This window comes from Lacticaseibacillus yichunensis (assembly GCF_003946405.1).
GTDB lineage: Bacteria > Bacillota > Bacilli > Lactobacillales > Lactobacillaceae > Lacticaseibacillus > Lacticaseibacillus yichunensis.
Genome location: NZ_RHOG01000014.1, coordinates 1 through 25,833, shown reverse-complemented (window position 1 = coordinate 25,833; position 25,833 = coordinate 1). Strand labels below are relative to the sequence as shown.

22 protein-coding genes are annotated in these 25,833 nt (G+C 55.6%); 7 read left to right on the top strand and 15 right to left on the bottom strand.

Annotated elements, in window-relative coordinates:
* Nucleotides 1–163: 163 nt before the first annotated feature.
* The 3 genes from EKM95_RS05795 to EKM95_RS05785 all read right to left on the bottom strand — a co-directional run bounded on the left by EKM95_RS05795 (nucleotide 164) and on the right by EKM95_RS05785 (nucleotide 4,592).
* Nucleotides 164–1,657, bottom strand: coding sequence for a PH domain-containing protein (locus EKM95_RS05795; RefSeq protein ID WP_125696907.1), 1,494 nt, complete (start codon nucleotides 1,655–1,657; stop codon nucleotides 164–166).
* Complete coding sequence (locus tag EKM95_RS05790) at nucleotides 1,647–2,111, bottom strand: PH domain-containing protein (RefSeq protein WP_225423190.1); 465 nt, start codon at nucleotides 2,109–2,111, stop codon at nucleotides 1,647–1,649. The genes EKM95_RS05795 and EKM95_RS05790 overlap by 11 nt, the downstream gene beginning before the upstream one ends.
* 207 nt (nucleotides 2,112–2,318) lie before the next feature.
* A complete protein-coding gene (locus EKM95_RS05785; protein WP_164510103.1) occupies nucleotides 2,319–4,592 on the bottom strand; it encodes an AAA family ATPase in 2,274 nt (757 codons plus the stop codon).
* A gap of 339 nt (nucleotides 4,593–4,931) precedes the next feature.
* On the opposite strand from EKM95_RS05785, the gene EKM95_RS05780 reads away from it, so the two are divergent.
* Nucleotides 4,932–6,089, top strand: a complete 1,158-nt coding sequence (locus tag EKM95_RS05780) for a hypothetical protein (RefSeq protein WP_125696904.1) — start codon at nucleotides 4,932–4,934, stop codon at nucleotides 6,087–6,089.
* 113 nt (nucleotides 6,090–6,202) lie between these two features.
* Nucleotides 6,203–7,144, top strand: a complete 942-nt coding sequence (locus EKM95_RS05775) for a phosphotransferase family protein (RefSeq protein ID WP_125696903.1) — start codon at nucleotides 6,203–6,205, stop codon at nucleotides 7,142–7,144.
* Nucleotides 7,145–7,316: 172 nt separating this feature from the next.
* Here EKM95_RS05775 and EKM95_RS05770 read toward each other — a convergent pair whose 3' ends face one another.
* From EKM95_RS05770 to EKM95_RS11630, 5 genes are read right to left on the bottom strand one after another with little or no spacing between them, the layout of a single operon-like run.
* Nucleotides 7,317–7,937, bottom strand: a complete 621-nt coding sequence (locus EKM95_RS05770) for a hypothetical protein (protein ID WP_125696902.1) — start codon at nucleotides 7,935–7,937, stop codon at nucleotides 7,317–7,319.
* On the bottom strand, nucleotides 7,918–8,559 hold the full coding sequence (locus EKM95_RS05765; RefSeq protein WP_125696901.1) for an ATP-binding cassette domain-containing protein: 642 nt from the start codon (nucleotides 8,557–8,559) through the stop codon (nucleotides 7,918–7,920). The genes EKM95_RS05770 and EKM95_RS05765 overlap by 20 nt, the downstream gene beginning before the upstream one ends.
* Nucleotides 8,556–9,236 (bottom strand): hypothetical protein, encoded by a 681-nt coding sequence (locus EKM95_RS05760; RefSeq protein ID WP_125696900.1) that lies wholly within the window; start codon nucleotides 9,234–9,236, stop codon nucleotides 8,556–8,558. The genes EKM95_RS05765 and EKM95_RS05760 overlap by 4 nt, the downstream gene beginning before the upstream one ends.
* On the bottom strand, nucleotides 9,233–9,910 hold the full coding sequence (locus tag EKM95_RS05755) for a hypothetical protein (RefSeq protein ID WP_125696899.1): 678 nt from the start codon (nucleotides 9,908–9,910) through the stop codon (nucleotides 9,233–9,235). Before EKM95_RS05755 ends, EKM95_RS05760 begins: the two co-directional genes overlap by 4 nt.
* Complete coding sequence (locus tag EKM95_RS11630; protein ID WP_164510102.1) at nucleotides 9,897–10,340, bottom strand: hypothetical protein; 444 nt, start codon at nucleotides 10,338–10,340, stop codon at nucleotides 9,897–9,899. Before EKM95_RS11630 ends, EKM95_RS05755 begins: the two co-directional genes overlap by 14 nt.
* A 665-nt stretch (nucleotides 10,341–11,005) precedes the next feature.
* Between EKM95_RS11630 and ald the strand changes: the two genes are divergently transcribed.
* Entirely contained in the window at nucleotides 11,006–12,112 is a 1,107-nt protein-coding gene (gene ald / locus EKM95_RS05745; RefSeq protein WP_125696897.1) for an alanine dehydrogenase, read from the top strand.
* A 51-nt stretch (nucleotides 12,113–12,163) separates the two neighbouring features.
* Here ald and EKM95_RS05740 read toward each other — a convergent pair whose 3' ends face one another.
* Nucleotides 12,164–12,880, bottom strand: a complete 717-nt coding sequence (locus EKM95_RS05740) for a sulfite exporter TauE/SafE family protein (RefSeq protein WP_125696896.1) — start codon at nucleotides 12,878–12,880, stop codon at nucleotides 12,164–12,166.
* A 966-nt stretch (nucleotides 12,881–13,846) separates the two neighbouring features.
* Nucleotides 13,847–15,124 (bottom strand): chloride channel protein, encoded by a 1,278-nt coding sequence (locus tag EKM95_RS05735; RefSeq protein WP_125696895.1) that lies wholly within the window; start codon nucleotides 15,122–15,124, stop codon nucleotides 13,847–13,849.
* 246 nt (nucleotides 15,125–15,370) lie between these two features.
* Here EKM95_RS05735 and EKM95_RS11795 point away from each other — a divergent pair, with 246 nt between their 5' ends.
* A complete protein-coding gene (locus EKM95_RS11795; protein WP_125696894.1) occupies nucleotides 15,371–15,961 on the top strand; it encodes a hypothetical protein in 591 nt (196 codons plus the stop codon).
* A gap of 102 nt (nucleotides 15,962–16,063) precedes the next feature.
* Here EKM95_RS11795 and EKM95_RS05725 read toward each other — a convergent pair whose 3' ends face one another.
* A complete protein-coding gene (locus EKM95_RS05725; RefSeq protein WP_164510101.1) occupies nucleotides 16,064–16,759 on the bottom strand; it encodes an NADPH-dependent F420 reductase in 696 nt (231 codons plus the stop codon).
* Nucleotides 16,752–17,801, bottom strand: coding sequence for an LLM class flavin-dependent oxidoreductase (locus EKM95_RS05720; RefSeq protein WP_125696892.1), 1,050 nt, complete (start codon nucleotides 17,799–17,801; stop codon nucleotides 16,752–16,754). Before EKM95_RS05720 ends, EKM95_RS05725 begins: the two co-directional genes overlap by 8 nt.
* Before the next feature lie 242 nt (nucleotides 17,802–18,043).
* Between EKM95_RS05720 and pbp4 the strand changes: the two genes are divergently transcribed.
* The 3 genes from pbp4 (at nucleotide 18,044) to EKM95_RS05705 (ending at nucleotide 21,881) form a co-directional block, all read left to right on the top strand.
* Nucleotides 18,044–20,029 carry a penicillin-binding protein PBP4(5) gene (gene pbp4, locus EKM95_RS05715; RefSeq protein WP_125696891.1) on the top strand — a complete coding sequence of 662 codons (1,986 nt, stop codon included), beginning with the start codon at nucleotides 18,044–18,046 and terminating at the stop codon, nucleotides 20,027–20,029.
* Between the two features lie 261 nt (nucleotides 20,030–20,290).
* Nucleotides 20,291–21,454 (top strand): MFS transporter, encoded by a 1,164-nt coding sequence (locus EKM95_RS05710; protein ID WP_164510100.1) that lies wholly within the window; start codon nucleotides 20,291–20,293, stop codon nucleotides 21,452–21,454.
* A gap of 217 nt (nucleotides 21,455–21,671) precedes the next feature.
* Nucleotides 21,672–21,881, top strand: coding sequence for a hypothetical protein (locus EKM95_RS05705; protein ID WP_125696889.1), 210 nt, complete (start codon nucleotides 21,672–21,674; stop codon nucleotides 21,879–21,881).
* A 156-nt stretch (nucleotides 21,882–22,037) separates the two neighbouring features.
* Here EKM95_RS05705 and EKM95_RS05700 read toward each other — a convergent pair whose 3' ends face one another.
* The 3 genes from EKM95_RS05700 to EKM95_RS05690 all read right to left on the bottom strand — a co-directional run bounded on the left by EKM95_RS05700 (nucleotide 22,038) and on the right by EKM95_RS05690 (nucleotide 24,923).
* Nucleotides 22,038–22,445, bottom strand: coding sequence for a Spx/MgsR family RNA polymerase-binding regulatory protein (locus EKM95_RS05700; RefSeq protein WP_125696888.1), 408 nt, complete (start codon nucleotides 22,443–22,445; stop codon nucleotides 22,038–22,040).
* Nucleotides 22,446–22,728: 283 nt separating this feature from the next.
* Nucleotides 22,729–23,601, bottom strand: a complete 873-nt coding sequence (locus EKM95_RS05695) for a MucBP domain-containing protein (protein ID WP_125696887.1) — start codon at nucleotides 23,599–23,601, stop codon at nucleotides 22,729–22,731.
* Nucleotides 23,598–24,923, bottom strand: coding sequence for a MucBP domain-containing protein (locus EKM95_RS05690; protein ID WP_125696886.1), 1,326 nt, complete (start codon nucleotides 24,921–24,923; stop codon nucleotides 23,598–23,600). The genes EKM95_RS05695 and EKM95_RS05690 overlap by 4 nt, the downstream gene beginning before the upstream one ends.
* Between the last annotated feature and the right edge of the window lie 910 nt (nucleotides 24,924–25,833).

Below are 25,833 nucleotides of genomic sequence, written 5' to 3'. Positions count from 1 at the left end.
ACTTAGTCAACAATAAGCAGCGGGGTCCAAACAACACGACTTGGTCCCAGTTTGCAGATATGCAAGTCGAAGACCTCGAAAGAGACTCGCACGTCCCGAAAAAGGCTCGCAGAATCAAACAGCGGTCAGCGCGCACAAGCCGCTGGCCGCCAAATCGATCGCTTTATTTTTCCCTAGTAAACCAGTCGCGCACCGCGCTGGCCGTCTTGAGATCCAGATAACGGACCTCGATGGCCTCGTTGCTATTGCCTTTGCGGACATTCACGGTCAAATGCGCGCGCTTCGGCTTTTTCATCCAGATACTTTGCGCGAGTTCAACCGCTTGGACGTTGGCGCGGCGGACGAAGAAACGCTCGCGGGTAAAATAGTGGCCGGTCTCAAGCATCAAGAGGTCCGGCGACGCAATCGCCACGCCGGCACTGCGGCTGACATAACGGCCTTGGAAAAAGCCGAAGAGTAAGATGAGCGCCGCAAGCACGAGGTAGGGGGCCAGCCAGCCACGGGCAAAAATGCCGACTGCGAGGCCCCCTGCCAACAGGATGCCCGCCCAGATCAGGACCGCGTTGCGAATGAACAGCCAGCGATTATCGGCGGGGACGCGCACCACGTCTGGCACCGCTTCAGGCAGCCAGGCGATGAACGGCCGCATCGTGGTCAGCGCCGCGTCATCGCGCAGGACCGGCATCAAGACGAGCTCATCGTCGTCCTCATCCTGGCCGGCGTTACTGGCGATCAGGACCTGAACCGTGGCGAGATGGAGCCACTGCCGCAAGATGCTTTGTTTGATGCGCACCGCCTGCACATGGGCGCTGCGAACGCTGACGGTGTTGCGTTTAAAATAGCCCCGCGCTGTTGTCAGCTGGTCGTCGCTGCGTGTCAGGGTGAAGTGGTAGAATTTTTGCAAAATACTGAGGTATGTCACCATCAGGCCCAGCAGTAAGGCGACGATCACCAACGCCACGACGGCCAAAAAGGCCAGGTGCGCCATGACATCGGTGGCGTCTTTGACAGCATCGTCTGGGAGCCGTTGCCACAGCGCCAACAAAAAGACGATGATCGGCACAAAGCCCAGGGAACTCAGCGCGTACAAATTGAGGTCATGGGCATTGATCTGGTACGTGGGGTCAGTGGCCTCGGGATGGGCCATCGCCTGCAGCGCCTCGGCGAGCTCGGCGGTATGCATCGCTTCCGGGTCGGCAGCTGGGGCGGTCGCCGGCTGTTTGCCAGTCCGCAGTGCCTCGATCTGGTCGCCAACCGCCACCGGCACCGCCATCAGGGAGGCCTCGGCTTCCTCGTCTTTGTGGCTCGCGGTTTCAATCGTCAAGGACTCCAGCCCAAATGGCCTCAGGAAAAACCATTGCTGACGCTGGACGGTCTGAATCTTTGAATAGGGGATGTGCTGGGTTTTTTGCTCAAACAGGCCGGAATTGATGGTCAAACCGTCGTCGCCCACCAGGTAGGTGAAGCACCAGTACCGCACGGCGACATTGATCAGGGTGATCACCAAGATTGCCGCCACGATCAGCCCGAGCCAGATCGTCCACCAGTTCAGTTTCGACGCGAGGGCCAGAACGGCGACCACGGGCCAAAATGCGCTGCGGAGTTCCTTAACGCCCATGCCGACCAGCGCCAGTGGGGCCAGATGCTTACCCTTCATCGCGTGCCTCCTTGGCCAGCAGGAGAATCTGGTCGCGGAGCTTTTCGGCCACCGGTTTCGTCAGCCCATCGATCTTGTGGCTGGTCGAAGCCGTCTCGATATTGACCTCCTGCAGCTGAAAATGCCGCAGAATTGGCCCGCTTGATAGCGTCACATTTTGCACGCGGGTGATCGGCACGGCTTCCTCACTTTGGATGATCGCGCCTTTTTGCATGTAGACTGCAGTATCCGTGATCTTGTACCGCCAAAATTGATAGCGGTATGGGACCAGGCTGAGCATGATGATGGGCTGCAAAACGGCCAACGCCGCAGGAAAAGCCAACAACCAAAGCGGCCAGTTCCACAAGATGTGGCAGGCGAACAATCCAGCGGCGGCGACCAACCACCAAAAAATTGTCAACAATGCTGAGATCGTCCAGACTTTGCGAATCGCGGCAGGTAGTTTCTCTTGCACAGATGTGTCCCCCTCGTCTGATTTCTGCGACCAGTATAGCATAGGGGGTTACTGATTCGTGGCCGGTGCGCCCACATAAAAACGCGGCGACCCGAATGACGGGCGCCGCGCTAGTTGTGAGGGCGAACAGTTTTGTAAGGTGGGGCGGGAGAGGGGGAAAAGAGACTGAATCATGAGCGTCTCGGTCCACCGCTCCCAGGGCCCTTATTAATTAGTCAATCCTACAGCTTTCTTTGCCTCGTTGTTTGCCTCTTTCATTTCGGCGCTGGTCTCTTTGCGGGTGTGGACGAAATAGAGGGTCATTTCATTTCGCAGTTGCGCCATTTTGTCGCGGTAGGCCACAGCGGTCGGGTGGTTGGCTTGCCAGCGCCCGGTGCCCCAGCCTTCGATCCCATTGTAGTCGTAGACAATGGTGAGTTCTTTGATGTTGGCGGCTTGCGCTTTTTCCAGACCGGCCAGCACGCCTGCCATTTCACCGCCATAATCGCGGAGGTTGAGCGTAATTTTCTCTTGGCCTGCGCCGGAGATCACATCCGTTTTGCCATCTTGCGCCAGCACGCTGCCGTAGCCATACGTGCCGGTCTGCGGGTTGAACGCGCCGTCGACATAGAGCACCGCCGCGGTCTTGAACGTAAGCGGTGGGGTCACCTTGATTGCAGCCGCGCGCGCGACGATCTTGTCGTCCTCATCCACGTCAACGTTGATCTGATGCGTGTCTTCGGTGGTCAAAAGCAGGTCGGCGATCGGCCCCATCAACGCGTCGTCGATCGCACGCTCCAGCGGCCGGGCGCCGCGGTCGGGCTTGTAGCCGAGCGCCACGAGTTTGGTTTTAACGGCGTCGGTGAGTGACAGACTGATGCCCTGGCTCTCAAACAGCTGATAGAAGCGCTTGAGCTTGATCTCCAAGATCTTGAACAGATCAGGCTTGCTGATCGGCTTGAACTCGATGATGTTTGAAAAACGGTTCTGCAACTCTTTTGGAAACGCCTTGGTGAATGCCTCTGTGGAAAAGGCATAGTCGGCGCCGGCCTCGGTGTTGCCAAAGCCCACATGCATATCACTGGGCGCCATCCCGGCATTTGAGGTGAAGATCATAATGTTTGAACGCAGAGAGAAAAGCTGCCCATCGCCTGCGGTCAAGCGCGCATCATCCAGCATTTGCAGCATCAGATTCTGAACCGGCCGCGCCGCTTTTTCAAATTCATCAAACAAGAGAATCGCGTTGGGATGTTCACGCAGGGCGTTCGTCAATAACCCGCCGCGCTCGCTGTTTTTATAAACGGAGGCGATCCCAATCAGCTTGAACACGCCCTCTTCTGGACTGGAAAATTCGGACATGTCAAAACGCAGGTACTCAGTTTCGCGGCCATACAGCGCCAGCGTCAACTGCTTGGCGAGCTCTGTTTTCCCTACTCCGGTCGGCCCGACGAACAGGAACGTTGCCAGGGGGCGGTGCGGGTTGTTCAGACCGACGCTGGCCCGCGCCATCGCCTGCGCGACCGCATGAGTGGCCTGCGTCTGGCCGATCACACCATCGTTCAGCGTATTTTCCAGGCCGAGAATGGATTCTTTGTTAAGTACGCTGGCTGGAAAAGTATTGTAGCGCGTGGCCAGGGTGTCCTGGACCATTTCTTTGGTGATCGTGACCGGGGCCTCTGCCGTGCCGGCAAATTCGCCGCCGAGTTCGTCCATCAGCAGAATCGCCTTTTCCGGATCCGGCAAGTTGGTCATGATCGCGCGGGAGCCGGATGCCAGCTGCACCAGCGCATCGGGCGCAAAGGTGACATGGTGGCTGGTTTCGTAGTGTTCGCTGAAATGGCGTAGGACATAGGCGACGTCGCTGACGCCAAGTGTTCTGAGCGGCAAGAAGAGCGGGGCGGTCAGGCGGGATTTTTCAAAGGCGCTGGTGCCGTCCTCAAAATGCGGGGTGAACGCGGCGTCAGTGGTTTTGCTGCGAATCACTTTATATTCGGCGGGGGTCAAATGGGCGACGTAAATCAAGTCGTCTGTGCTCTCGGCGAGCTGCCAGCTGCTTGCGGTGAGGATGCTCTTGTGAGCGAGGCTCGGCGACGTTGAGGCAGCCAGGTCGTGCGCCAGTTGCGTGAGAAACAGCGTGTAGGACAGCGTGGAGTCTGTGACAATGGTGAGTTTGGTGTTCGCGTCGCGCGCCAACGCGTTTTCCGCGCGCTCGCGGTCAGCCTTGAACAGATCCATGTCGTCAGGCCCGGGAATGACGAGCTTACTCGCGGCGCCGGGGCCGGCGAAAAATTGGAACGCCGCCTCCTCGTCTGGGCGCGGGTCAGCCGGCATCACATTCGCGGTCACACGGAACAGATTGATCAGGCCGCCTTGATCCGTGTATTTATGAAACATCCGCGTGGCAGTGGCCATCAAGTCGGCATTGGAAAACGTCCCCGTCGCTTCCTGGGCGACATCGCTAAAAACCGTATCAAAGTCGAGATCAAAATCATTTTCTGACATGACGTGTCCTTTCTGAGGAAAAGGGTGTGAAGGTGCGCGGGATGGCGGGGTAGCTAACTTGACTCGGGTGCGTATGGCGCACTTCACCATACGTGCACGAGCCAGTTAGATATCCCCTGCCATGCGCACCGAAACCCAACTACAAAAGATGTGGCGGCTCGCGGGATGGCGGGGTAGCGGTAGTACGACAATGTCACCGTGCTTTCCGCCAACCAACTGAAAAGTGGCACCCCCGAAACAGTGCCCGAGGAATAATCAACAAGGGTTTAATCCAAATCGATTTTACCCCATAATGAATGGGGAAACGATGACATATTTTGGCAAGTTGGGGGAACTGTGATGATCTCAGATGACAAAATGACTGAATGGGTCAAAGGTGTGCGCACCGAGTTTTCGGACCTGCGCGAAACGCTGTCAGACCAGCTGACCGGCTGGCAGTTGACCCTCAATAAACAAGCCGATTACGCCGGCCGCATCCATCCGCTGATGGAAGTGACCAGTCGCGTCAAGACGACCAGTAGCATTCTTACCAAACTCCGCGATCCAGCTAAGCAGGCGCTCGCCGGGGTCAGCCTAGAGGGAATGGACAGCCAGGAAGACTTTTTGGCCGCCGTGTTTGCGGTGGTGCCGGATGTGCTGGGCTTTCGTCTATTGTGCCCGACAACGGCCAGCGTTTTTTACGTGGTGGAAGCCTTGAAGGAGCGCCTGGCTGGGGCAGGGTACACGAACATCGCGGCGCTTGAGCGTAATTATGTTGCCCCGCGCCCGGAAGATGCAGACCCGGCTGATGTCGCCGAGTTCGCGGCGGATTCCAAGGAGGTCCAGCGCAACTACCATTCGTATCACTTCACGGTCCAGGCCCCGGCGCATGGGACGCTTGGGCTGGTGTTGCCGGTGGAGATCCAGGTGCGGACTTACGGGATGCATTTTTACGCCCAGATCGAACACGAGATCCACTACAAAGGCGAGGAGCCGCTGATCGCCGACCGGGCCGCGGCGGTCGAGGCCGGGCTGACCAAGATCGCGCCGGAGATCTATGCGCTGGATGATAAGTTCAGCCAGATCTACGAGGGCTATCTTGCGGCCAAGGAGACCCAATTCTCGCTGGTGCTGGCGGTGTCCGACAACAAGTGGGGCGTCTCGGTGCTGGACGCCGGCGACCAGCGCATCGACCAGTTTGGCGGCACCGGGGATGCGGACGTGTCGCACATTCAAGCGGAGCTGATCGCCGCGGCCGCCGCCGTTGACTGGTGCCGGGAAAAAGGGTTGGCGGATCCGGCCGCGCGCACCTTCAGCATTTACTATGGCTGGGACAAGATTGCGGACCTCGCGGAGAAACGGGCCAAGCCAAGTGCCTCGACGCGTAGCTATGTGACGGTGTTGCAGGCGGCGCTGGCCGAGGCAGACCGCACACGCATCACGATCTTATGGCGCTGGTTGGATGAGCATTACACGCCTAAGCAGATCGCGGCCTATCGGAAAATTCGCGGGAAGTGATGGCGGCCTCGGCGTAGCTTGGCGGCGCAACGTTTGCTTTCTCTGGCTGTGTTACGCGCCCCTTTCCATCGAGACCTGCCCCGCGCCCTTTTAAATAGAAGAAAGGCGACAAATTGACTTCACGTTTGGCGGAAGATCTGACGACTGCCCAGCTCCAAAAGATCGCGCACCATCTGCGGCCCGCGCTCAACATCTCCGCGGTGCGCCCGCTGGCTGGCGGTCTGTTTAACGCGGTCTATCTTTTGACAACGACTGACGGCCCACTCGTGTTGCGGGTCGGGCCGGTGCACCGGGAGCTTCTGTTGCCGTACGAGCGCCATCTGATGCAGGCGGAGACGGTTGTGGATAACCTGCTGGGCCCTCGCCAGATCCTCGCCACCGATTTTTCCAAAACGCTGGTGGATCGTGACCTCATGCTGCAACGGTATCAGCCCGGCCAGCCGCTGAGTGCCTTGATGGCAAAAGGGCCACTGCCAGATGCACTGCAGAACCAGCTGGGCCAAGCGGTGGCGCGCATTCACCATGTGACCGCGTCCAACCAGCAGTTTGGCCGTGTCGCTTTGATGACGGCGAATCCTGACGACGGGTTTGCGAGATGGGGCGCGTTTTTGACCCACGAGATCACGGATACGGCCGCGCGGTTGGTGACATGCGGATTGTTGACGGGGGGCCAATCCGCGATGATTGGCGATTTGTTTCGGCGTGAGGAAGCGGCGCTGAATGAGGTGACCGAGCCGCATTTGGTGCACGCGGATCTGTGGTCCGTCAATGTGCTGGTCAGCGAGGACAGCAAGCGCATCGTGTCGGTGATCGATTTTGACCGGGCCATCTGGGGGGATCCTGAGTTTGATTTTTCCCCGACCTGGGCGTTCGGCGCGGATCCGGCTTTTGCGCGCGGGTACGGCAACCTGCCGCATCACCCTCGGCGCCGGGCGCTGTACCAGGTGGTGACCTGCGCGCTGGATGCGTATGTGTGGCAAGTGGAATACGAAGACGAGGCGCAGGCGCAAGTGAATCGGGAGAAGCTGTTGAAGTTGCTGGGTACGCTGGCGTGACTCAAAAAAGAGAGGCGGAGTGCCTCTCTTTTTTTTCCTGCCTTTAGATTAGTGACGTACCCTTTCGTGCGCCGTTGGCAAAATATTTATTTGTGACGATTGATGTTGTTGTTCTCTAGGGTCCCGCCTCCGTGTTTCAAGTCAGAAGGACACACTTTTAAAAATAGTGCGGCTACGACGGGAGAAACTCGACGGTATAGGACCCGTCCGCCCCCTGGAGAATCGTAATAGTAATTCGGTCATTCTTTTTAAATGTGAGAGTGGCTAGTCCCGAATCGTGTATCTCGGTCGGCCCAGGCCCGTTCATCACCTCAACCTGACAGATGCCGTTCTTTGTGTCAGTGAATTTAACCTTATAGGTACCCGGTCGGATATCCGTGCCACAGATCAGTATTCCTTGGGTATTCGTTAGCCTGACACTTTTTTTGGCAGTCATTGTGTCAGCTGTCTGACTTGGTCTGACGCTTACTTTTCCCTGAATCGAAATGACATTGCTTCCAGAAACAAGCATGTTGACGATACGATGGCCCTTCACTAGCTTGTAAGAGTCGGCCTGACCTTTCGCGCTGATCAATTGGACGTCATACAGACCGCGTGGTAATCGAGTTGCAGAATATTGACCGGAAGCTAAGATACCAGAGAAATTCGTTGGATTCGTTGTGCGATACTTCACGGCGATGTCTTGGCCCAGGGACCACACTCGCCAGACTAATAATCCAGCGGTGATCAACACCAGACCCAGTGCTGCAAAGCTGCGGAATGTGCGCTGACGATTATAAGCTAATTTCTTCAATGATCTGACCGCCCTGTATCATTAGAATGGTGTCAGCAAGTTCGTTCAAATCTTCGGTGATATGGCTCGCAATAATGATGAGTGCACCACGGTCGCGTTCTTCCTCTAGTAGCGCTTTTATCTCTGTGACACCATCTGTATCAAGCGCATTTGTTGGCTCATCCAGAAAGATCAGCTGTGGTCGTTCAAAAATTGCCTGCGCAATGGCGAGCCGTTGCCGCATGCCGAGGGAAAAATGGCGAACTTTCCGCTTGTCATTAGGGTCCAAGCCAACCCGTACCAATGCATTAGAAATCATCTTGTCATCGGCAACACGTTTGATCTTTGCGAGGATCTCTAGATTTTGCTTTGCCGTATAATCTGGCAGCAATTCATTATTTTCAATCAACAGGCCCATATCAGGCGGAAAATCGAATTTTTCGCCTAGCTGAACGCCATTGATTTCAATCTTGCCTTGCGTTTTGATTAAGCCCGCAATGGCCCGGAGTATCATTGTTTTTCCGACTCCGTTTTTGCCACGTAGGCCATAGATTCGCCCGCCTTCAAAGGTATAAGAGATATCGTTTAAGATAACCTGTTTGTGAAAGTGTTTGGATACGTGTTCAAGAATTACTTCGGTCATCGCTGTTTTTTTCCTCCAATATCTAATTTTCGTCCAAAAAACATAATTACTATGAGGCAGATCGCAATCAGTATGAGGTTCTCGAAGAAGCTCCGCGAAAGTGGGGCATTGAGGCGAAATACCATTAGACCGCGAATTCCCTCAGTGATGCTCCGAATCAGCGTGTCTGGGATTACAGCGGTACCGACAAGTAGAAGTGCAAAGACTACTAGGACTGCGTATAACGGATTTAACAATAAACAGAGCGTGAACAACAGCACAACGATGGTGATCGTGGTTGCGAGCCAATTGAGGTCTGCTAACGTGTAAGAGAAGTCAATTCTCTGATGAACGACAGAATTAAACGCTATCTGGTATAACCCCATCCCCGCCAGAGTTTCGAGCGCCGAGATCTCGAGCCGCTTTAGCCAATATGTCGTGATTCTTCGATAGCGATACAGTTGATATAGATGAAAGTCATTACTCAGGTCTGCAAAGGATATACCCTGATAGACGCACCACAGAAGAATGGGCATTAGCCAGACCCAAAGATAATAGGCCCCTGCATCAGGAGGCACGCCATCGGACAGCCTAAGAGACTGGCTCGGAATCGTCTTAGCAAGATTGATCTGATACCCAATAAGTAAGATGGTAAAGCCGAAAACAACCCACTCACTGGCAACTCGCGAGGTTCTCATAGAAAGTCCTCTCTTTCAACTACCATGATAAAGATCGCAATCACCACAAAGAGGCAAGCTAGTAGTACCAACCCCAATTGAATCGAGAGACCGACGTTAAATAGAGGGAAAAGAAAACGAGCCTGATTAAGACTTTTACCGAGAATGCCGGTGCTCAGGTACACAATGCCACCGCCGAGCAGGATTGCTGAAAACACACCAGCAATGGCTTTGTGCGTCCGTGAGACGACAGTCAGTTGCACTGCGCCTACGATAAGCAGTAATTGAAAGCGAAGAAAAAACGGGCTGATTGCCATTGAGGCAGTATAGAGCGGCTCGCGAAGAAAGACCATGGTTGGAATAAGCTGAATTAAGGTTCCAATCAGACATAAATGGAGAGAGATTTTTGCTAATATCTGCAGACGACCGATGACAACTGACATTCGTGAGTGGCGTGCGCCAATCTCCAGAATGGACATCCCGTTGTTTGCTAACATCAAAGCCAGAAACGGTATCCAGATAAGCGCAAACATAATGATTGAGGAGTAAGCGTTCGCAAAGCTTCCGCTAGCTACACAATATGATGAGAATGAGTATGTAAAAAATTTTCCATCCTGTGTGATAAAAACCAGCGCCAATGTGGACGCGGCAACAATTAGCCATCGTGTGTAGCGCTTTTTACTATAAAAGGTCACCGTGAGCCTCCTGGTATCCAGCAATCAAAGAAACAAGGAAGATGACAGCACACGTAATACCTAAATGAATCAACACGCCTGCGACATTGTATTCCACAAACGGCTGGAGGCCACTCAGTACTGTTGAGTTCCCTGTTGAAATAATGATCCAGGCTGCCAAACTCACAAAAGCCGTATAATACCTGTTTTGTAGGAGAAGCCCTAAGTTAGCAATACCGACCGCCAAAATTCCGGCCAGACAGCTAAGAATCACGATTGCAATTATGATAGCCAATAATTGATGCCCATACTGCCAGGCCATCCAGGGCCAATCTGTATTTTTTGCAAAGGAGGCGTCCGCGTTACCGTAGCCCGGCTGGTGCGTAAATGCGATCGCACAGAACAGCAAGTTTAGCAGTAATAGCGTGGCCCACCTAACTAATTCACTCAAAAAAACAAACCAATTATAGGATCTGTGTGCACCTCGACGCGACTCTCTGGATATAGCATATACGGAGTACCCGGAGGCCTTATCGGTGCTTGTCCAAATGGCTGGTCCTATACAGATATAAAGCGGTAAAATCCAGAGTACGATCATCTGGGGATAGTGCCCGATAGATGTTGCGGCCAGGAATGACATAAAGATAAAATTGAAATGTGAACCCTGTAGCGTATTTAGAATAGCCTCGCTCATAAAGAGAACAAACAGAACAACATTAGTCACCCAGTAGACGCGGTTCTTTCGGAGCCGAAGCAAGTTAGCCCAAAACATTGTGTTCCCCCCAATACCAAGCTCTAACAATTTATCACCGATATCATAATCCCCCCCAATGAAAACGCAATCAAATGTGCTGGTTTCTTGGTACGGCACGTTTAAGATGTCGCTGACGTGGCGCCGAGCTGTCGTGGAACACCAATTTTGAGAAAAATTTTATCAAAAATCTTGTCGTAGACCGTCTTTTTCTTGCTTCCAAGGGCGCAGACTTAATTATGCAGAATTTTGATCTCCCGTCTCTATTCTTGCGTAAGCCTGTCGGTGTCCATTGTCCCTCCAAGACCGATAAGTTGTGAAAGGCTTGCCAATCTCGTATGCTCAATATATGGGAGATGGTTAAGATGGAAATTGGAATTCCAAAAGAGATCAAAGTCAATGAGAACCGCGTCGGCATCACGCCGACTGGGGTGCAGTTGTTGTTGGCGGCTGGCCATCATGTGATCGTTGAACGCGAGGCCGGTTCGGTCGCCGGATACAGCGATGCGGCGTATGTCGAGGCTGGGGCGACGATGGCCGATGCCGAAACGGCTTGGGCCGCAGAGTTGGTGATCAAGGTCAAGGAACCGCTGGCCAGTGAGTATCATTATTTGCGGCCGGATCTGGTGCTGTACACCTACCTGCATTTGGCAGCGAATGCCGAGTTGACGGCCGCCCTGATCGAGCACGGCACCACCGCAATCGGCTATGAAACCATGACCGCCGCGGATGGCAGTTTGCCTGCGCTGACCCCGATGAGTCAGGTGGCCGGGCGCATGGCTGTGCTCATCGGCGGTCAGTTCCTGCAGACGCAATTTGGCGGCAAGGGCCTCCTGCTGACCGGCGTGCCTGGCATTCGCAAGGCCAACGTGGTCGTGATCGGCGGTGGGGTCGTCGGGCAAAATGCGGTGAAGGTCGCACTTGGCCTGGGCGCCAATGTCACCTTGCTGGATATTGCCCCGCATGTGCTCGCAAAAGTCGACGACGAATTCGGTGGCCGCGTGCAGACCCTATTTTCCACCTCGGCCAGCATTGCCGCCGCAGTCAAGACGGCGGATCTGGTGATCGGGGCGGTGCTCATCACCGGGGCGCGGGCGCCAAAATTAGTCACCGAAGAAATGATCGCCAGCATGGCCCCTGGTTCCGTGGTAGTCGATATTCCGATCGACCAAGGCGGCATCTTCGCCACCTCGACGCACGCGACGACGTTTGACGACCCGACCTATGTGGTAGATGGCGTCATTCATTATGCGGTCGCGAATTTGCCGGGCGCCGTGCCAAAGACGGCGACCGACGCGCTGACCAGCGTCACCATTCCATTTGCTAAGACACTAGCAGGCGGGGTGAAGCCGGCGCTGCAAGCCAGTCGCGACCTATTTTCCGGCGTGAATGTGTATCAAGGGACGCTGGTCAATCAGGCCGTGGCGACGAGCCTTGACCTGACGGCGAAAAATCTGGCAGAATTGCTCTAATGCAAAAAGCGCACGCCTCCGAGTAGAAGACGTGCGCTTTTGTTATACCCGCTAAAAGATCAAATAATACAGCCCGCTGAGGCCGATAAACGCGTAGATAAACGGCTTGACCTGTTTGAGTTCCCAGCGCGCCGACAGTTGGGCCGCGACCAGCGTGCCCAGTACCGCCGCGGCCATGCCGCCCAAAATCAGTGACAGATTCGCCGCCACCAGAATACCTGAGTGAATGCGCACCGCGGTAATGTAAAACGTGTCCATCAGGAAAAAGCCTTGCAGGTTCCCCATATACTCCGGCGTGGTCTCAGCCATGCTGAGGAAATACAGCGCCATCAATGGGCCGCCGATGCCAAACAACCCATTGAAAAAGCCTGAGATGATCATGAACGCCCCGGCGATGAACCACGGGTAAGGATGCTCGCCAGCTGTTTTTGAAAAAATGAAGTAGATGCTCAGCGCGATCAATAACCCGCCCAGCAGTTTTCGCAACAGCCCCGCGTCCAGCACCATGCCCAAATGGACGGACCAAGTCGCCACTGCGGCGTAGACGACGAACGGAATGGCCACCTTGCGCAGCGAAAACGCGTGCCGGTAATGCCACGCCAGCACGATCGTTGAACACAACATGATCACACCGCCGATGCCCGCTGCTCTTGCGATGGGGAAAACCGCTGGGAAAAACACCATCATGATGATGACCGACCCAAAGCCGGTGATCCCTTGCACCAACGCCGCGAAAAATGATGGAATCAACACCAGTAACCACGCCACGCGCCCAACCTCCTTTTGTCCTTTCTTAGTTTGGCGGGGGAAACCGGTTCTGTCAATTTTTGTTAGCGGCAAGTTGGCTTAGAACAGAAGACAAGTGCGACCTCTTTTTCGAAAAAAGACTGGCGCCGAAACAAAAAAAGACGGTCTGCGATTCCAGACCGTCCAAGGACACACTAAAGAGGCCTCGAGAGGCCCCATTTTTGAAATTATGCGATTACGAACGTGCCGCTATCTGCACGGGGATGGGAGCCGCGCTCTATGTACCGTGTGCGACCCGCTGTGATGGCACACGGTGATCCATCCGACCCATTTTGAACACCAGATGAAAATGGCATCCGTTGTTAACGCTTATACCCGAATCGCCGAACACGCGCCAGCGCCGGTGAGACAGGCCCCATGAGACTCAAGGGAAAGCTACGATCGTTCGGCAACCGGACTCGGCCGGCAGGACCACCGAAGGAATTGGACAGGAGATCAGTGGGTTAGCAAGGCCCACACCTGCAATCGAGTTAACGCGGTTACTATAACACCGTAATGGCATGCTGTCGACTATTTTAAATTAAGCGTTGTTTCCGGTTACACGCGATAAACCGCGCCGTTATTGGCTTTTCAATTCAAGGCCAAAATCGCCACTAAAAATGACGATTGTGCAGCCGATGTTGCACGTTTATGAACGAGATGTTTCACCCGCCGGCCCACCCGCTCGCGCCCGGGGTTCAACGACCAGCCAACAGGGCGGACTTGTGACCGGCGCCGAAACTGGTACAATAAAGGCATTCATTAATAAGGGGATTACATCATGAGCGAATATACCGTTAAGTTGAGTGAAGCGGACTACCAGATGATCCGCGATTGCCATTCCAAGAATGCCTCGATCATCAAGGTCTTGGACGAAGCAAAGAAGAGCGAAGCGTAACAGTAAATGGCGGCCTACATTGCGAAAATGCGGGCCGCCATTTTTTCTTTTTATTGAATCGGTTTTAGTTTCGGCGCCGGCTGCCACTTGCTCAGGCAGGCGCGTGCCACCAGCCAGGCCAAGAACGTGCCGATCGCCAGGGGCACTAGGGCTGTCGGGTGCAGGTGGCTGACTTCAAAGAGCATGAACATCGCCATCAGGGGGGCCTGCTGAGACGCCGCGAGCAGTGAGGCCGCACCGAGGACGGCAACTTGCCAGATCGGCAGGCCGAGGCCAAGTTGCGCCAGTCCGATGCCGGCCGTCATGCCCAGCACCCCGCCAATTGCGATGCTTGGCGTCAAGGTGCCACCAGCCGCGCCGGCGCGTAGGGTGAAAACAGTGACCAGCGCTTTGGCCAAGGCCGCAAGCAGGAAAAAGCCGATCAAGCTGGCCTGTGTGTTGGTCATTGCCGGTTCTGCCAGGGCGCGGCCATTGCCCATGATCTGCGGCATCTGCATCGCGATCAGTCCAGTGATGGCCGCCATCAGTGGCAGCTGCCACAGGAGGTTTTTGTCCCGCGTCGAATGCAGGGTGGCCCATCTAAAGCCCATCCGGAAAAGGGCGCCGACCACGCCGCAAACGGGGCCGAGCACCACCGCGATCAGCGCCACGCGCCAATCAAACGCCCCACCGCCCAACGCGTAGTACGCGGCAAAACCTCGGTGCAGCGAGCCGATCAGCATCGCAATCACCGCCATGGGTAAGCTGACAAGGACCGCGCGCAGATCCGCCTTTTTCAATAGCAACTCGAGGGCAAACATCGTCCCGGTGAGCGGCGATAGGTAAATGCCGGCAAATCCCGCGCCGGCCGCCGCTGCAATCAACAGCCGCCGTTCGTCTTCGGACAGGGTAATCGCGCGCATCTTGTGAAGCAGGCGCTCCCAGCTTTGGGCGAGCATCGCGCCGAGTTCACGCGGGGCAAGCTCGCGGCCGACCGACCCACCGATACTGACGTACAAGATCTGGGTGAGGACATGGACCGTTGTGGCGGCAGGCGGCATTTCCTTTTTTTCCAGAAGGGCTTGGGCGATGCTGACGGTGGGGCGCATGCGGCGCCGCATCAGATACCAGATCACCGCTGCCAAACAGCCGCCGATCAGCAGGCTCACCAGCCGCCGCGTCGAGCCCGCCGCCCACGCCACAGGCTGCGCCGCGGTCTCGGTGAAGTTGAGAAAAAGATGCACGATGGCTTCGGCGATGAGACCCAGCAAAAGCGACGCGAACCCGACGCCGACGCCGAGCACAACGGTTGAAATGGCCAAAACTAGATCATGATGTTGCGATTTCATGTGGCAGCCTCCCGGAATTTCTTTTTCTACCTTATCGAGCAGGGGGCAAAATAGCAAGTGCTTTGGTGGCCAGCAGCGCGTTGGCTATTTGTCTTGCAGCCGCCTAAGTAGCGCTTTTTAAGCGATGTGGTCAGCGTGTTTGCGCGCGAGCCAAGCTGCTCGGCCGCTCACTTGCACGCCCCCCTGGTCAGCAGTATCATCTGTGTGTGAATACAACTTTACGCGATGCGCAGAAAAGAGACTGTTATGTCAGATACTGAAGAATTGATGCAGCTCGTCACCCGCGAGCGCCAATACCGGGTGCGCCACGAAGATGCCAAGTTGGCCGCGCAATACTGGCCGGATGCCGCGGTCGAGACCTCTTGGCAACGCGGCGGCGTGCAGAGTTTTGTCGCCCACGCCCCAGCGGAAATGGACACCGGCCTGCCGATCATCACCCGCGTTTGCGGCCCCGTGGTGCATCAGCGCAGTGCCACCCGCGCCTATATCGAGGTCCCGACGATCTCCAACTATTGGGAAATGTGCCACGGAAAAGAGGTCGTGCTGACGGAATACATGCGGCTTTTGGAGCGGGCGGAAAAACGGGATGGCATCTGGAAGCTGGCGGGGATGTTGTCGATCTATGAAAGTGATAGCCTGGCCCCTGCAATTCCTGGCACGACCCTCGCCATCGACCAAGAATCACTCAAGGGCCTGCGCCATCCGTATCGCTTTTTGGCCTACACGCGCCTAGAAGCTGGCGGCCAGATCAGCCAAGACCTCTTAGGCATCGACCAACCGGAAGCCCTTGCCGCCGCGTATCAGGCAGCGGAAGATTGGGCGAAGGCCGGCGCGTAACGTTCCGCGCACTTGGGAATAAAGCGTACACGAAAAAAGTCGGTTCCCGCGTCTCTGTTTTTCACGAAAACAGATCGCCGAACCGACTTTTTGAATCCTGACTTAACGAATCTCGCCGCCACGCGCCTTGATGATCTTTTTCCCAAAGGCGCTGTCGTAAATGTGGGCCAGCTTGTCCGCAAACTCGGCGCGCGGAATCGCCTCGCCAAATAGCGGACTGCCAGGCTCGAGCACCAGGCCGAAGCGCAGTGGCCCGAGGTCGAAGGGGTCAAAGCCAAAGTCGCGTAGTACGGCCTCCACCACTGGTCGGATGTCGTCGTGGTCCGTCGCATAGGCCATCGCGCGCGGCACATCGGGATGACGGTCGACTTCGATCTCCAGATCGTGGTAGCCCATGTGGTTGAACGCCTTGGCGACCTTGCTTTGGGCCAGATGTGCCTGGACGACTTCAGATGACGACTCGGTGAGGCTGGAGATCGTGTTCTCGGTGCCATCGACCTCCGCCCAAAAATTCGTGGCGTCCAGCACGATCTTGTCCGCAAACGCCGCTGGGTCCAGATCCTGCACGTGACTCAGCGGAATGGCGAGGATGATCACATCAGCCTGGCGCACGACCTCGGCCGCCGAAAGCGTGGTGGCACCGGGGGCCAGGGTATCGATCACCCATTTGAGATCCGCGACGGAATGGCGGCTGCCAATCAAAATGGGCAGGTCCCGCGACTCCCCGATGCGGGCCAGCGTTGAGCCGAGTTTGCCGGCGCCGAGAATGCCAATGGTTGGTTTGTCTGTGTTAGGCATTCGCGTCATCTCCCAGCAGTTCTTTGACCCGCGGCACGACCTTTTCGCCGAAGTTTCTGATGGTGGCCTCGCGCTGGTGAATCAACTGGCCACCTGTCCCATAGACCAGGTCGAAGCGCGACATGTCCAGCGCCTTCATGTTATGCGCGATCTTTTGGGCGACCTGTTCCGGCGTGCCGACATAATAGGAACCCTTATCGATCTCAAATTCAAAGCGGTCGCGCGTCATCGGCGCCCAGCCGCGATCGATGCCGATGCGATCCATTTCGGCTCGGATGTATTTCCAGCCGACTTCGACCGCTTCATCGGCGTCGTCCAAAATAATGCCGTGGGCGTGCATGCCAAGTGGGTGCTCCGGCATGTTGAGCTGCGCGGCGGCCTTGTGATACAAGTCGACATACGGGCGGAAACGCACCGGCTCGCCGCCGATGATCGCGATCACCACCGGAATATTGTAGTGGACCGCGCGGATGATCGACTCAGGCGAACCGCCGACCGCTAAGCTGGTGGGAATCGTTTCGCCACTTGGCAGTTTTGGATAGACCGTGGTGTCGGTGAGCTTCTGGGTGAATTCGCCCTTCCAGTTCATCGGCTTGCCCTCGAGCAATTTTTGCCACATCGCGATCTTCTCGATGAAGAGCTCATCGTAATTCTCAAGCGAGTAGCCGTACAGGGGAAAAGACTCAGTGAATGAGCCACGGCCCAGCATGATCTCCTCGCGGCCGTGCGACAGGCCATGCAAGGTGGAAAAGCGTTCGAACACGCGCACCGGGTCATCGGAGGACAACACGGTGACGGCGGTGCCGAGCTTGATGTGGTTGGTCACCGCGGCCATCGCCCCGAGCACGACCTCGGGACTGGAGATCGCAAACTCGCTGCGGTGATGCTCGCCCAGCGCGATGCGGTCGAGGCCGAGCTTGTCTGCCAAGACCGCCTCCTTGACCACCTGGCGCAGCGTCTCGTCGCCGTCCATGGCCGTGCCATCATCATGGAACCCAATATCGCCGAATGTGTTCAAGCCGAACTCATATTTTTTCGTCATCCTGTTGTCCTCCGTCTTCTTACTTTTAGTAAGTACATTTATAGTTTAGCAGGAAAAAACGCAATTGCAACCCTGTTTTTGTTTGAACTCCGTTGGGGGAGTTACCCTGAGACTTCTGGTCGACACACCTTAGCTAAAACTTGAGACTCGTCCCCAATGCTAGTGCGGTATATTAAAGTGGCTAACCATTGCCTGCGCAAACAGCGGGGGCAGACCACTTCAAGAGGACGGGGGACCATGTAATGAAAAAAATTCTGATCGGTGGCATCGCAGCGCTTATCGTTGTCGCGGCGGGAATCGGCGGCTTCTTCGGCTATAAGAAGTTCGAAAGCAATCGCCAAGAAGAGGCTGCCAACAAAGCGGCGACCACGTATCTGACCGCCTTTCAAAAACGGCAATACGACAAGCTGATCAAGGTGATCGACGGCAACAAGCTGAAGGGCAAAGGCTACCACTACACCCTGAAGCAGGTCGAGGCTCGCAATCAGGCCGTCTTCGACCGAGTCGGGGCGGATGACATCCAGATCGAGAATAAGAAGGTGGTCCGCAAGAACGCGACGACCTTTACCCTGTCGTTTGATGTCAAAATGGCGACAACGGTGGGTCCGCTCACCGCGCGGGGTTACGAGACCACCGTTCATCAAGTTGGCGATCAATGGCAGGTCGTCTGGAATCCGCAGATGCTTTTTCCACAAATGTCAGGTAGCGCGACGGTTCAGCTGACACGCACGGCTGCGACCCGGGGCTCGATTCTCGATCGCAACGGCGAAGCGCTGGCCACTAATGGCACCCGGGTTGAAGCGGGCCTGGTGCGCGGCCAGCTCGGGACAGGTGCGGCCAAGACGGCAAATCTGGCGAAGATCGCGGATGCCCTCGATGTGACGGCCGCCTCTTTGGATAAGTTGCTTGCCCAGAGTTGGGTGACCGATGACAATTTTGTCCCGATCAAGGTCGTCACTGCGCAGCCCAAGCTGACCGGTGTCACCTACGAGAATGTGGCGATGCGGACGTATCCGACCGGCGCGGCCAGTGCGCAGCTGATCGGGTATGTCGGCGAGGTGTCGGCCGACGACATCAAGAAGGACCCGCAGCTGGCGGCCGGCGACGAGATCGGCAAGACCGGCCTTGAGCAGACATACAATAGCGAGCTGGCGGGCAAGGCTGGCGGTGAGCTGTGGATCGAGGATAACGGCAAGACCGTCCAGACCTTGACCTCGCGCAAAATGGTGCCGGGCAGGAACGTTCAGCTGACGATCGATGCCGCCGCGCAGGAAAAGGCTTATGCCCAGATCAAGGACAAAAAGGGTGCAGTGGTCACGCTAGATCCAACCACGGGCGCTGTGATGACGTTGGTCAGCGCCCCCAGCTATGATCCAAATGACTTCGTGGCCGGGATCAGTCAAGCAGATTACGACAAGCTCGCAAATAATTCCGCCGCCCCATTTTCCAGTCGCTACCTGCAGGGGTACGCGCCGGGGTCGACCTTCAAGATGGTCACGGCCGGCGTGGCGCTCGATAACGGGACGATCACGGCGAGCACGACTCGCAAGATCAGCGGGCTGAAGTGGCAAAAAGATTCCAGTTGGGGCGACTACAAAGTGACCCGGGTCGAGGACGTGGCCAGTGAAAACATGGCGCAGGCGCTGGCCTACTCCGACAATATTTGGTTCGCCCAGACCGCGCTGGAAATGGGCGCTGATAAATTCACCAGCGGCGTTTCGCCGTTCTTGAAACAGGGCGACACGTTGCCCCTGACCCAGCAAAAGGCGCAGCTGGCTAATGACGGATTGAAGCGCGAGGTCCTGCTGGCAGATACGGCGTACGGTCAAGGCGAGCTGCTCCTGACGCCGATTCAGCAAGCCACGGCTTACACGGCCCTAGTCAATGGCGGCAAGATGACCCTGCCGCATCTGCTTGAGTCGGACAAGACGCAGACGAAGACGGTGCTCACGTCAGCCAGCGCGGATCTGGTCAAGACAGCCTTGCAGTCCACAGTCACCGATCCGGCCGGCACGGCGCATGCGCTGGCCAGCCTCGGCCATTCGATCGCCGCCAAGACCGGCACCGCTGAGCTCAAGGAGAAGCAGGACACGACGGGCAAGACCAACGGCTTTTTGATGGCGGAAGACGCCGCTTCGAATAAGTTTTTGGTGCTGGCCATGCTTGAGGATTCGGACAGTGGGGCGGTGGTCACGGCCATGACGCCTTATCTGGCGAGCTTGTATTGAGGCGGGATTTCCAAAGCTATTCACAGAATTTGCTTGTAGGCACCAACCGGTAATTGCGGTACACTAAATCAAAATCACCTAGGAGGTCACACATGGTTCGCGATTGGTTGACAACAGTGCGCACAGAAACAAATGGTTTTGCCGCCTGAGGGGGAGAATCTACCCTTTTTTGTCGATCAACACGTTCCATGACGTGATCGCAGGCCCTTCTGCGTTATGGCGTGGAGGGGTTTTTGCGTCTCAACGCAAAAGGTGAATATAATGAAAATCAAGCAACAATTACGGGCGGCGACTGGGTACAGTGTCCTCGCCTATTTTGGAATCACTCAACTGTGGGTGATCTATTTGGCCCAACAAGGCCTCTCTTTGGTACAGATCGGGTGGTGTGAAAGTATCTTCCACATTGCCAGTTTCCTGTTCGAAGTACCTTCGGGGGTCTTGGCTGACCGCTTCTCCTATAGACGGATGCTGATGGTCAGCCGGATAGCCGCACTCTTATCGGCCGCCATGATGCTAGTGCACGGCAATTTTTGGTGGTTCGCGCTCAGCTTTGTGTTATCCGCGTGGTCCTACAACCTGCAATCAGGAACCTTGGAGGCGCTTATCTATGAGTCGCTTGAAGAAGTTGGATGCGCAGCCGACTACGCCCGGGTCAACAGCCGAATGAATATTTGGATCGAGGTGGCGGCAACCGGTGGGCTATTGATTGCCGGCACCCTCGCCACCCGCCTGCAGTGGGGCTACGCGCTGGCAATCGGATTGTCACTGGGCGCGCTGGTATGTGTTGTCAGTATGACTGAACCAAAAAGTCGCCAGGCAGGGCTAGCGCGCGAGACTACTGGAAGTATTATCAAGACGGCGGCGCAGGTGCTACGGCAGCAGCCTCAGCTGTTCTTCCTGATGCTGTTTGACGCCGCTATCGGCGCGGTATCCAGCGGCTATTACTACTACTTTCAAAATGTGATGCAGACGCGCCAATTTGCGACGTGGCTAATCGCGGCGCTTTTGGCTGGTTCATCCCTTTTCGCGCTACTGGCGATTTGGCTCAGTCCCCGCTTTGCGGCGGCGAACCAGCGGGTGGTTCTGGTGGGCCTGAGCGTTCTGCTGGGGCTGGGCCTGCTGTGCTCCTTGTTGAACGCGAGCTGGGTGCTGGCCGCGCTGTACCTCCTCAACTACGCCCTGGGGGCCTTGATCGCTCCGTTGTTTAGCGTGTACTACAACGCGCTGATCCCCAAAGGCCAGCGTGCGACCCTACTATCGGTAGCGTCCTTGTTATACTCACTGGTGATGATTGGCCTTTTCCCGCTTTTGGGGTGGCTGATTGGACTGCTTGGGTTCGGCGTGACGTTTGGCGGCCTTGGCGCACTGATTTTAGCCGGGGCGGGGCTTTTGGCAGTTGGCATGCGTGCGCGTGTGCACGCGTAGCCCGGTTAATTAAAGAGTGGCACGCTTCCCAACCGGGGTGGTGCGCCACTCTTTTGAATTGTGAGAGCCTAATTTGCATCAGACAAGGGGGCCTTGCTAAGCTGAAGTTAAGAGGCGGTCTCTCGATGCGCAGGACAGGCTGATCGCATTGAAGCAAGACTTTCCTCGAGCCCAGATGCAAACACATTTAACCCCCAAATTAGAGAGGTGAGACAAGATGGCAACTCATTTACCACCAGGCTTACAGGATATGGCGACGCTGGCCGCGGCACATGCGCTGCGCGAACTGAGTACGGACCAGCTACCCGAGGAGATGAAGCCTTCCGTACCAGACCGCATCGCTGAAACGCTGACGCGCCAAATGGCCGCGGTTTTTCAGCGTGATCTGGAGACACAACTCGAGGCTAGAGAAAGACAGGCGCGATAATTATGAGGTGGTCACTGGCGTTTCTGCCGGGGGCCTTTTCTTTTGCATTAGTACGCGCAGGGTATCAGTTCGCGCTCGGACTGCATTGAGTTCATAGAAATACGGTTTGATCTTCACAAACCGGAGACAGACCGTATTGTCATGCACTGGACCAAATTAAGAATATGCTTCGGCGGAAAAGAGAGATTGCCTTAGATCCGCCTTTCGCTTGTCGCTGGGGGTAAATTTGCGAATCTCCGAACGGTTGAAACCGACCAGTACTTTTGCGCCATCCATAATGATCGGGTACCGCAGAAGGCCAGGGTCTTCGACGATCTTAGCGATCAAGTCGTTAAGTTGGAGGTTGGCGAGCGAGTCCTTCAGCGAGGTATAGGCGCGCCCGCGAACCGAGAGAATATCGAGAAAACCGTGCTCACAGCGAATCAGGAGCTTCAGGACTTCATCAAAACTTAGTGGCGACTCGCTGCTTGTGCGTTTGATGTGGGGGATACCATTGTTTTGGAGCCAGGCAACGGCGCGGCGACTGGAACTGCAACTTGTCCGGGTAATGACGGTAACTGGCATGGTGGGGCCTCCTCTGATAATTTGATTCTCAATATAATCATAATTATATGGGGCGGCGCACACGTACAACAATAGAAAGCAGACGCGTTTTGGTCGCAAAAATAAGGTGGCAGACGTTATTCAATGACGCGGAGAAACAGGATATCGACAACACTCACTTACTAGCCGCCAAGCTCTCAAAATAAGCCAAAAAAGTTGAGACAGTGGTTGAAGCTGTCGGACACGGCATTTGCGACGCAGACTTGAGTGAACTTGGGGGCGGGTGGTCAGTGGTGCCGAATTTTTATCTTTCGCGCTTTGATCGCGTAACGGGCAGCAAGGCTATCGACAAAGCGCCAAGGATGAACAGTCCCAGTGGCATCAATGCAGAGGCTCGCTCGCCTGTTTTTGGCAGTACCTGATCTCGGGTTGGCGCAGCGGATTTAGGTGAGATCGTAATGGCTGGAGTGCCTGATGGCGGGGTAGAAGTGGCTTTTTGGTGATTGCCGCCGGTCGCGGTCTCCTGACGTGAATAGACATAGACAACTTCAAGTGGCGATGCGCCGAATGCGTTCTTTTCAGAGCCGATCACCTTTGTCAGGGTATAGCCGGCGAAAGATTGGCGGGGTGCCTGGAAGGACGTTCGGATCGCGCCCTGAAGAATCACTGAATCGGTCAGTGGCTGATCATTTTCATCTACATAGCGAACCGTGACAGTTCCAATTTTTGCTGGAACCGGAGCATAGACATAGCGGACCGTCTGAGGCGCTGTTGTGAACACGCCGGTTGCATTGGCGGGGATAGTGGTCAGGAGGTAACCCGGAATCACTTCGGGCTGGGTCGTGAAAGTTTCACCAACCGCACCATTCAAGAGGGTGCTTGCGCGCAACGGTTGATCATTCTCGTCGACATAGACGACGGTGACCGTTCCAGCCTGCACTGGGTCCTGGCGATAGAGATAGGTGACTGACTGCGGCTCATCGCTGAAGACACCTGTCGCGTTTTTTGGCGACGCAGTGAGTGTGTAGCCAGCGAAGGTCTTGGCGTCTGTGGTGAATGGGTCGCCAAGGTTGCCGGTGAGCGTGAGCGGTTCAGTTAACGGCTGCCCATTTTGATCGACATAGGAAACGGTGACGGCCGCACCAGCCACGGGGGCCTGCCGGTAGATATAAGTCACGGACTGGGGGCCTGCCGGTAGATATAAGTCACGGACTGGGGGGCGGTGTTAAAGCGGCCTGTCGCATTCGCGGGCGTGGCAGTCAGTGTATAACCCGGGAAATTCTTGGCTTCGGTGGTGTACGGGTCGCCAATGGTTCTGGTCAGTGTCGTCGGGGCCACGATTGGTGTGCCGGCCTCGTCGACGTAATGGATGGTGACGGTGCCTTGCACGACAGGAAGCGGGACAAACGGGTTGGTCGATTCGCCACCAAAAATATTGGCCGTACCCGTGAACGTTGCGTCCTGTTCTTGCACGAGTGCGTTTGGCGCCAGAATGCGAATGCCATTGAAGTTGCGTCCGGCATTGACCGTATCAACGGTTGAGGCGGTCGGCAGATTGAACAGGATTTGATTTGGGTTCAGGACCGAATCAACGTTGAACGTTGCCCCCTCAAAGGTCACGTGGGCATCATTGGTCACGTTGACCACAACTTTTGCGTCAGCGGGAATCGTTTCACCCGCAGCGGGCGCAAAATCATAGACGGCATTTGGCTTGATGGACGTGCCATCCATCGTGAAGTAGTACGTGTTTGTGGCGGTGTCGTAATGCGCCTGATCCAGTGTGAATGTGTATTGATTGTACGAAGGATTCGTTGGCGTAGCGGTCTGCGCTTGACTGGCGTAGAAGGTGGCCAGCGTGTTGACGGCGGTCTTCAACTTGGTGAAATAGTCTTGGTCAAAATTGGGGACTGCCTTCACCTGGTCGGCATTTGCCTTGAGCCAATTGATCAGACCCCAAGGCACATTGCCGCTCCCTGTAAAGCCATGGTCGCCGGAAAAGAGAATCGGTGCAGTGGTGGCCAGAGAAAAGCTTTCGCCGGCCGCGAAGATTAGATCCCCGTTCAAGATTGCGGAATAGTCATGCCCGGCCACGTTCGTCAGGTTGAGGCCACTGCCCGCATCGATCTCTAGGTCTGCCCCTGTGGCAAGACTGCCGGTGTAGGTGCCCTGGCCGCGAAGCGTTGAGTTTGAAAAGACTGTCATACCAAAGCTGTTGAGATAGTCGACGAGGCGATTGGGCGTTGCACCAATCGCAGACGCGCTTGTTAGATAGGCGTCCTCTAGTGTTGCAACGGAACTGGAATCAGCGGTTGCGGTCGGGACGATCTTCCAGCTATTGTTTTGGCCTTCGATCAGCTTGAAGCCATCGGGCAGGCTGGCGCCGGATGGTAGGCTGGACTGTGTGCTTATAGATGGCGTTGCGGCCGCTGCGACAGCAGAGATTGGCTGAATAATGGCGGTCATCAGGACGCCCACCATAAATAAAACTAAACGCTTCATGTTTGTTCCCCCAAGTGTGACCGTTTCTGTTGATGCGAAGGTTTGTGCGCTTCGTTAATAGTTTAGTCACGTTATTTTGATGATTGCTTTTCCAAAACTGCGAACCGAGCTGCTTGCCCAGGTACAGGTCGATCATGCGGCAAAAGCAAAATTGTTTTGATCCTATCGCATATTTGTAAAAGCAACAACAATCTGCTCATATTGGGCAACCAATCTTAACAAAATAATTCCGTTTTTCCCGTTGCGTGCCCATTTTGAGACGAGCTTTCCAAATGGCATAATTTTCTGTGTTTTTTAGTCATACCGGGGGGAAAAATCTTCTGTGTATCGCCCGACTAATTCAGTCGCCGCACCGTGTGACGCCATCACAAAAGATTTTGCTGGGCCGTCCGGACGTGCGGATCTTCCAAAGTGAAATACTGGCGTAGTAGTCGAGATCACCGTCGAGTTTAGATTGGTTAAAATTGCATCGTTTATTCTATCTTCTGTGCGTCCATGACCGCTAATTTCGGTGTAAAGCATGAACTAGTTGCGGCTTTCCAGCGATTGTTGGAACCCGCAATGCATCAACGTTTTAAAATTTCCGATCACATTTTCCGGCTCCCGTTCGCTTTATATTATGTAAGGGTCAGGAAGGTGGGCTCTTGCCGACGCCCGAATGAGCATGCCCCAAGTGGAGACTGCCGCATGCATATTCATTCGACTCCATGGGCGGTCGGGGGAAACAACACACCTTCAGAATGTCTGAATGTACGGCAGGCGTTCAGCACTCGCACCATGGGGCCCGGGTCCCCACAATAGTCTTTCATCAAAATATCGTGCAGCCCACCTTCGTTTGCAGGAGCTGAATGCGGCCCATCTTGAGAACGACGCCTTCTTCTTCGGAAGCGGGAAGGTCACCGAAATTCTA

Excerpts from the sequence above, each read along its gene's own strand:
- EKM95_RS05795 (WP_125696907.1), bottom strand. The coding sequence starts at position 1,657 with ATGAAGGGTAAGCATCTGGCCCCACTGGCGCTGGTCGGCATGGGCGTT.
- EKM95_RS05785 (WP_164510103.1), bottom strand. The coding sequence starts at position 4,592 with ATGTCAGAAAATGATTTTGATCTCGACTTTGATACGGTTTTTAGCGAT.
- EKM95_RS05780 (WP_125696904.1), top strand. The coding sequence starts at position 4,932 with ATGATCTCAGATGACAAAATGACTGAATGGGTCAAAGGTGTGCGCACC.
- EKM95_RS05765 (WP_125696901.1), bottom strand. The coding sequence starts at position 8,559 with ATGACCGAAGTAATTCTTGAACACGTATCCAAACACTTTCACAAACAG.
- EKM95_RS05760 (WP_125696900.1), bottom strand. The coding sequence starts at position 9,236 with ATGAGAACCTCGCGAGTTGCCAGTGAGTGGGTTGTTTTCGGCTTTACC.
- ald (WP_125696897.1), top strand. The coding sequence starts at position 11,006 with ATGGAAATTGGAATTCCAAAAGAGATCAAAGTCAATGAGAACCGCGTC.
- EKM95_RS05735 (WP_125696895.1), bottom strand. The coding sequence starts at position 15,124 with ATGAAATCGCAACATCATGATCTAGTTTTGGCCATTTCAACCGTTGTG.
- EKM95_RS11795 (WP_125696894.1), top strand. The coding sequence starts at position 15,371 with ATGTCAGATACTGAAGAATTGATGCAGCTCGTCACCCGCGAGCGCCAA.
- EKM95_RS05725 (WP_164510101.1), bottom strand. The coding sequence starts at position 16,759 with ATGCCTAACACAGACAAACCAACCATTGGCATTCTCGGCGCCGGCAAA.
- EKM95_RS05720 (WP_125696892.1), bottom strand. The coding sequence starts at position 17,801 with ATGACGAAAAAATATGAGTTCGGCTTGAACACATTCGGCGATATTGGG.
- pbp4 (WP_125696891.1), top strand. The coding sequence starts at position 18,044 with ATGAAAAAAATTCTGATCGGTGGCATCGCAGCGCTTATCGTTGTCGCG.
- EKM95_RS05710 (WP_164510100.1), top strand. The coding sequence starts at position 20,291 with ATGAAAATCAAGCAACAATTACGGGCGGCGACTGGGTACAGTGTCCTC.
- EKM95_RS05705 (WP_125696889.1), top strand. The coding sequence starts at position 21,672 with ATGGCAACTCATTTACCACCAGGCTTACAGGATATGGCGACGCTGGCC.
- EKM95_RS05700 (WP_125696888.1), bottom strand. The coding sequence starts at position 22,445 with ATGCCAGTTACCGTCATTACCCGGACAAGTTGCAGTTCCAGTCGCCGC.
- EKM95_RS05690 (WP_125696886.1), bottom strand. The coding sequence starts at position 24,923 with ATGAAGCGTTTAGTTTTATTTATGGTGGGCGTCCTGATGACCGCCATT.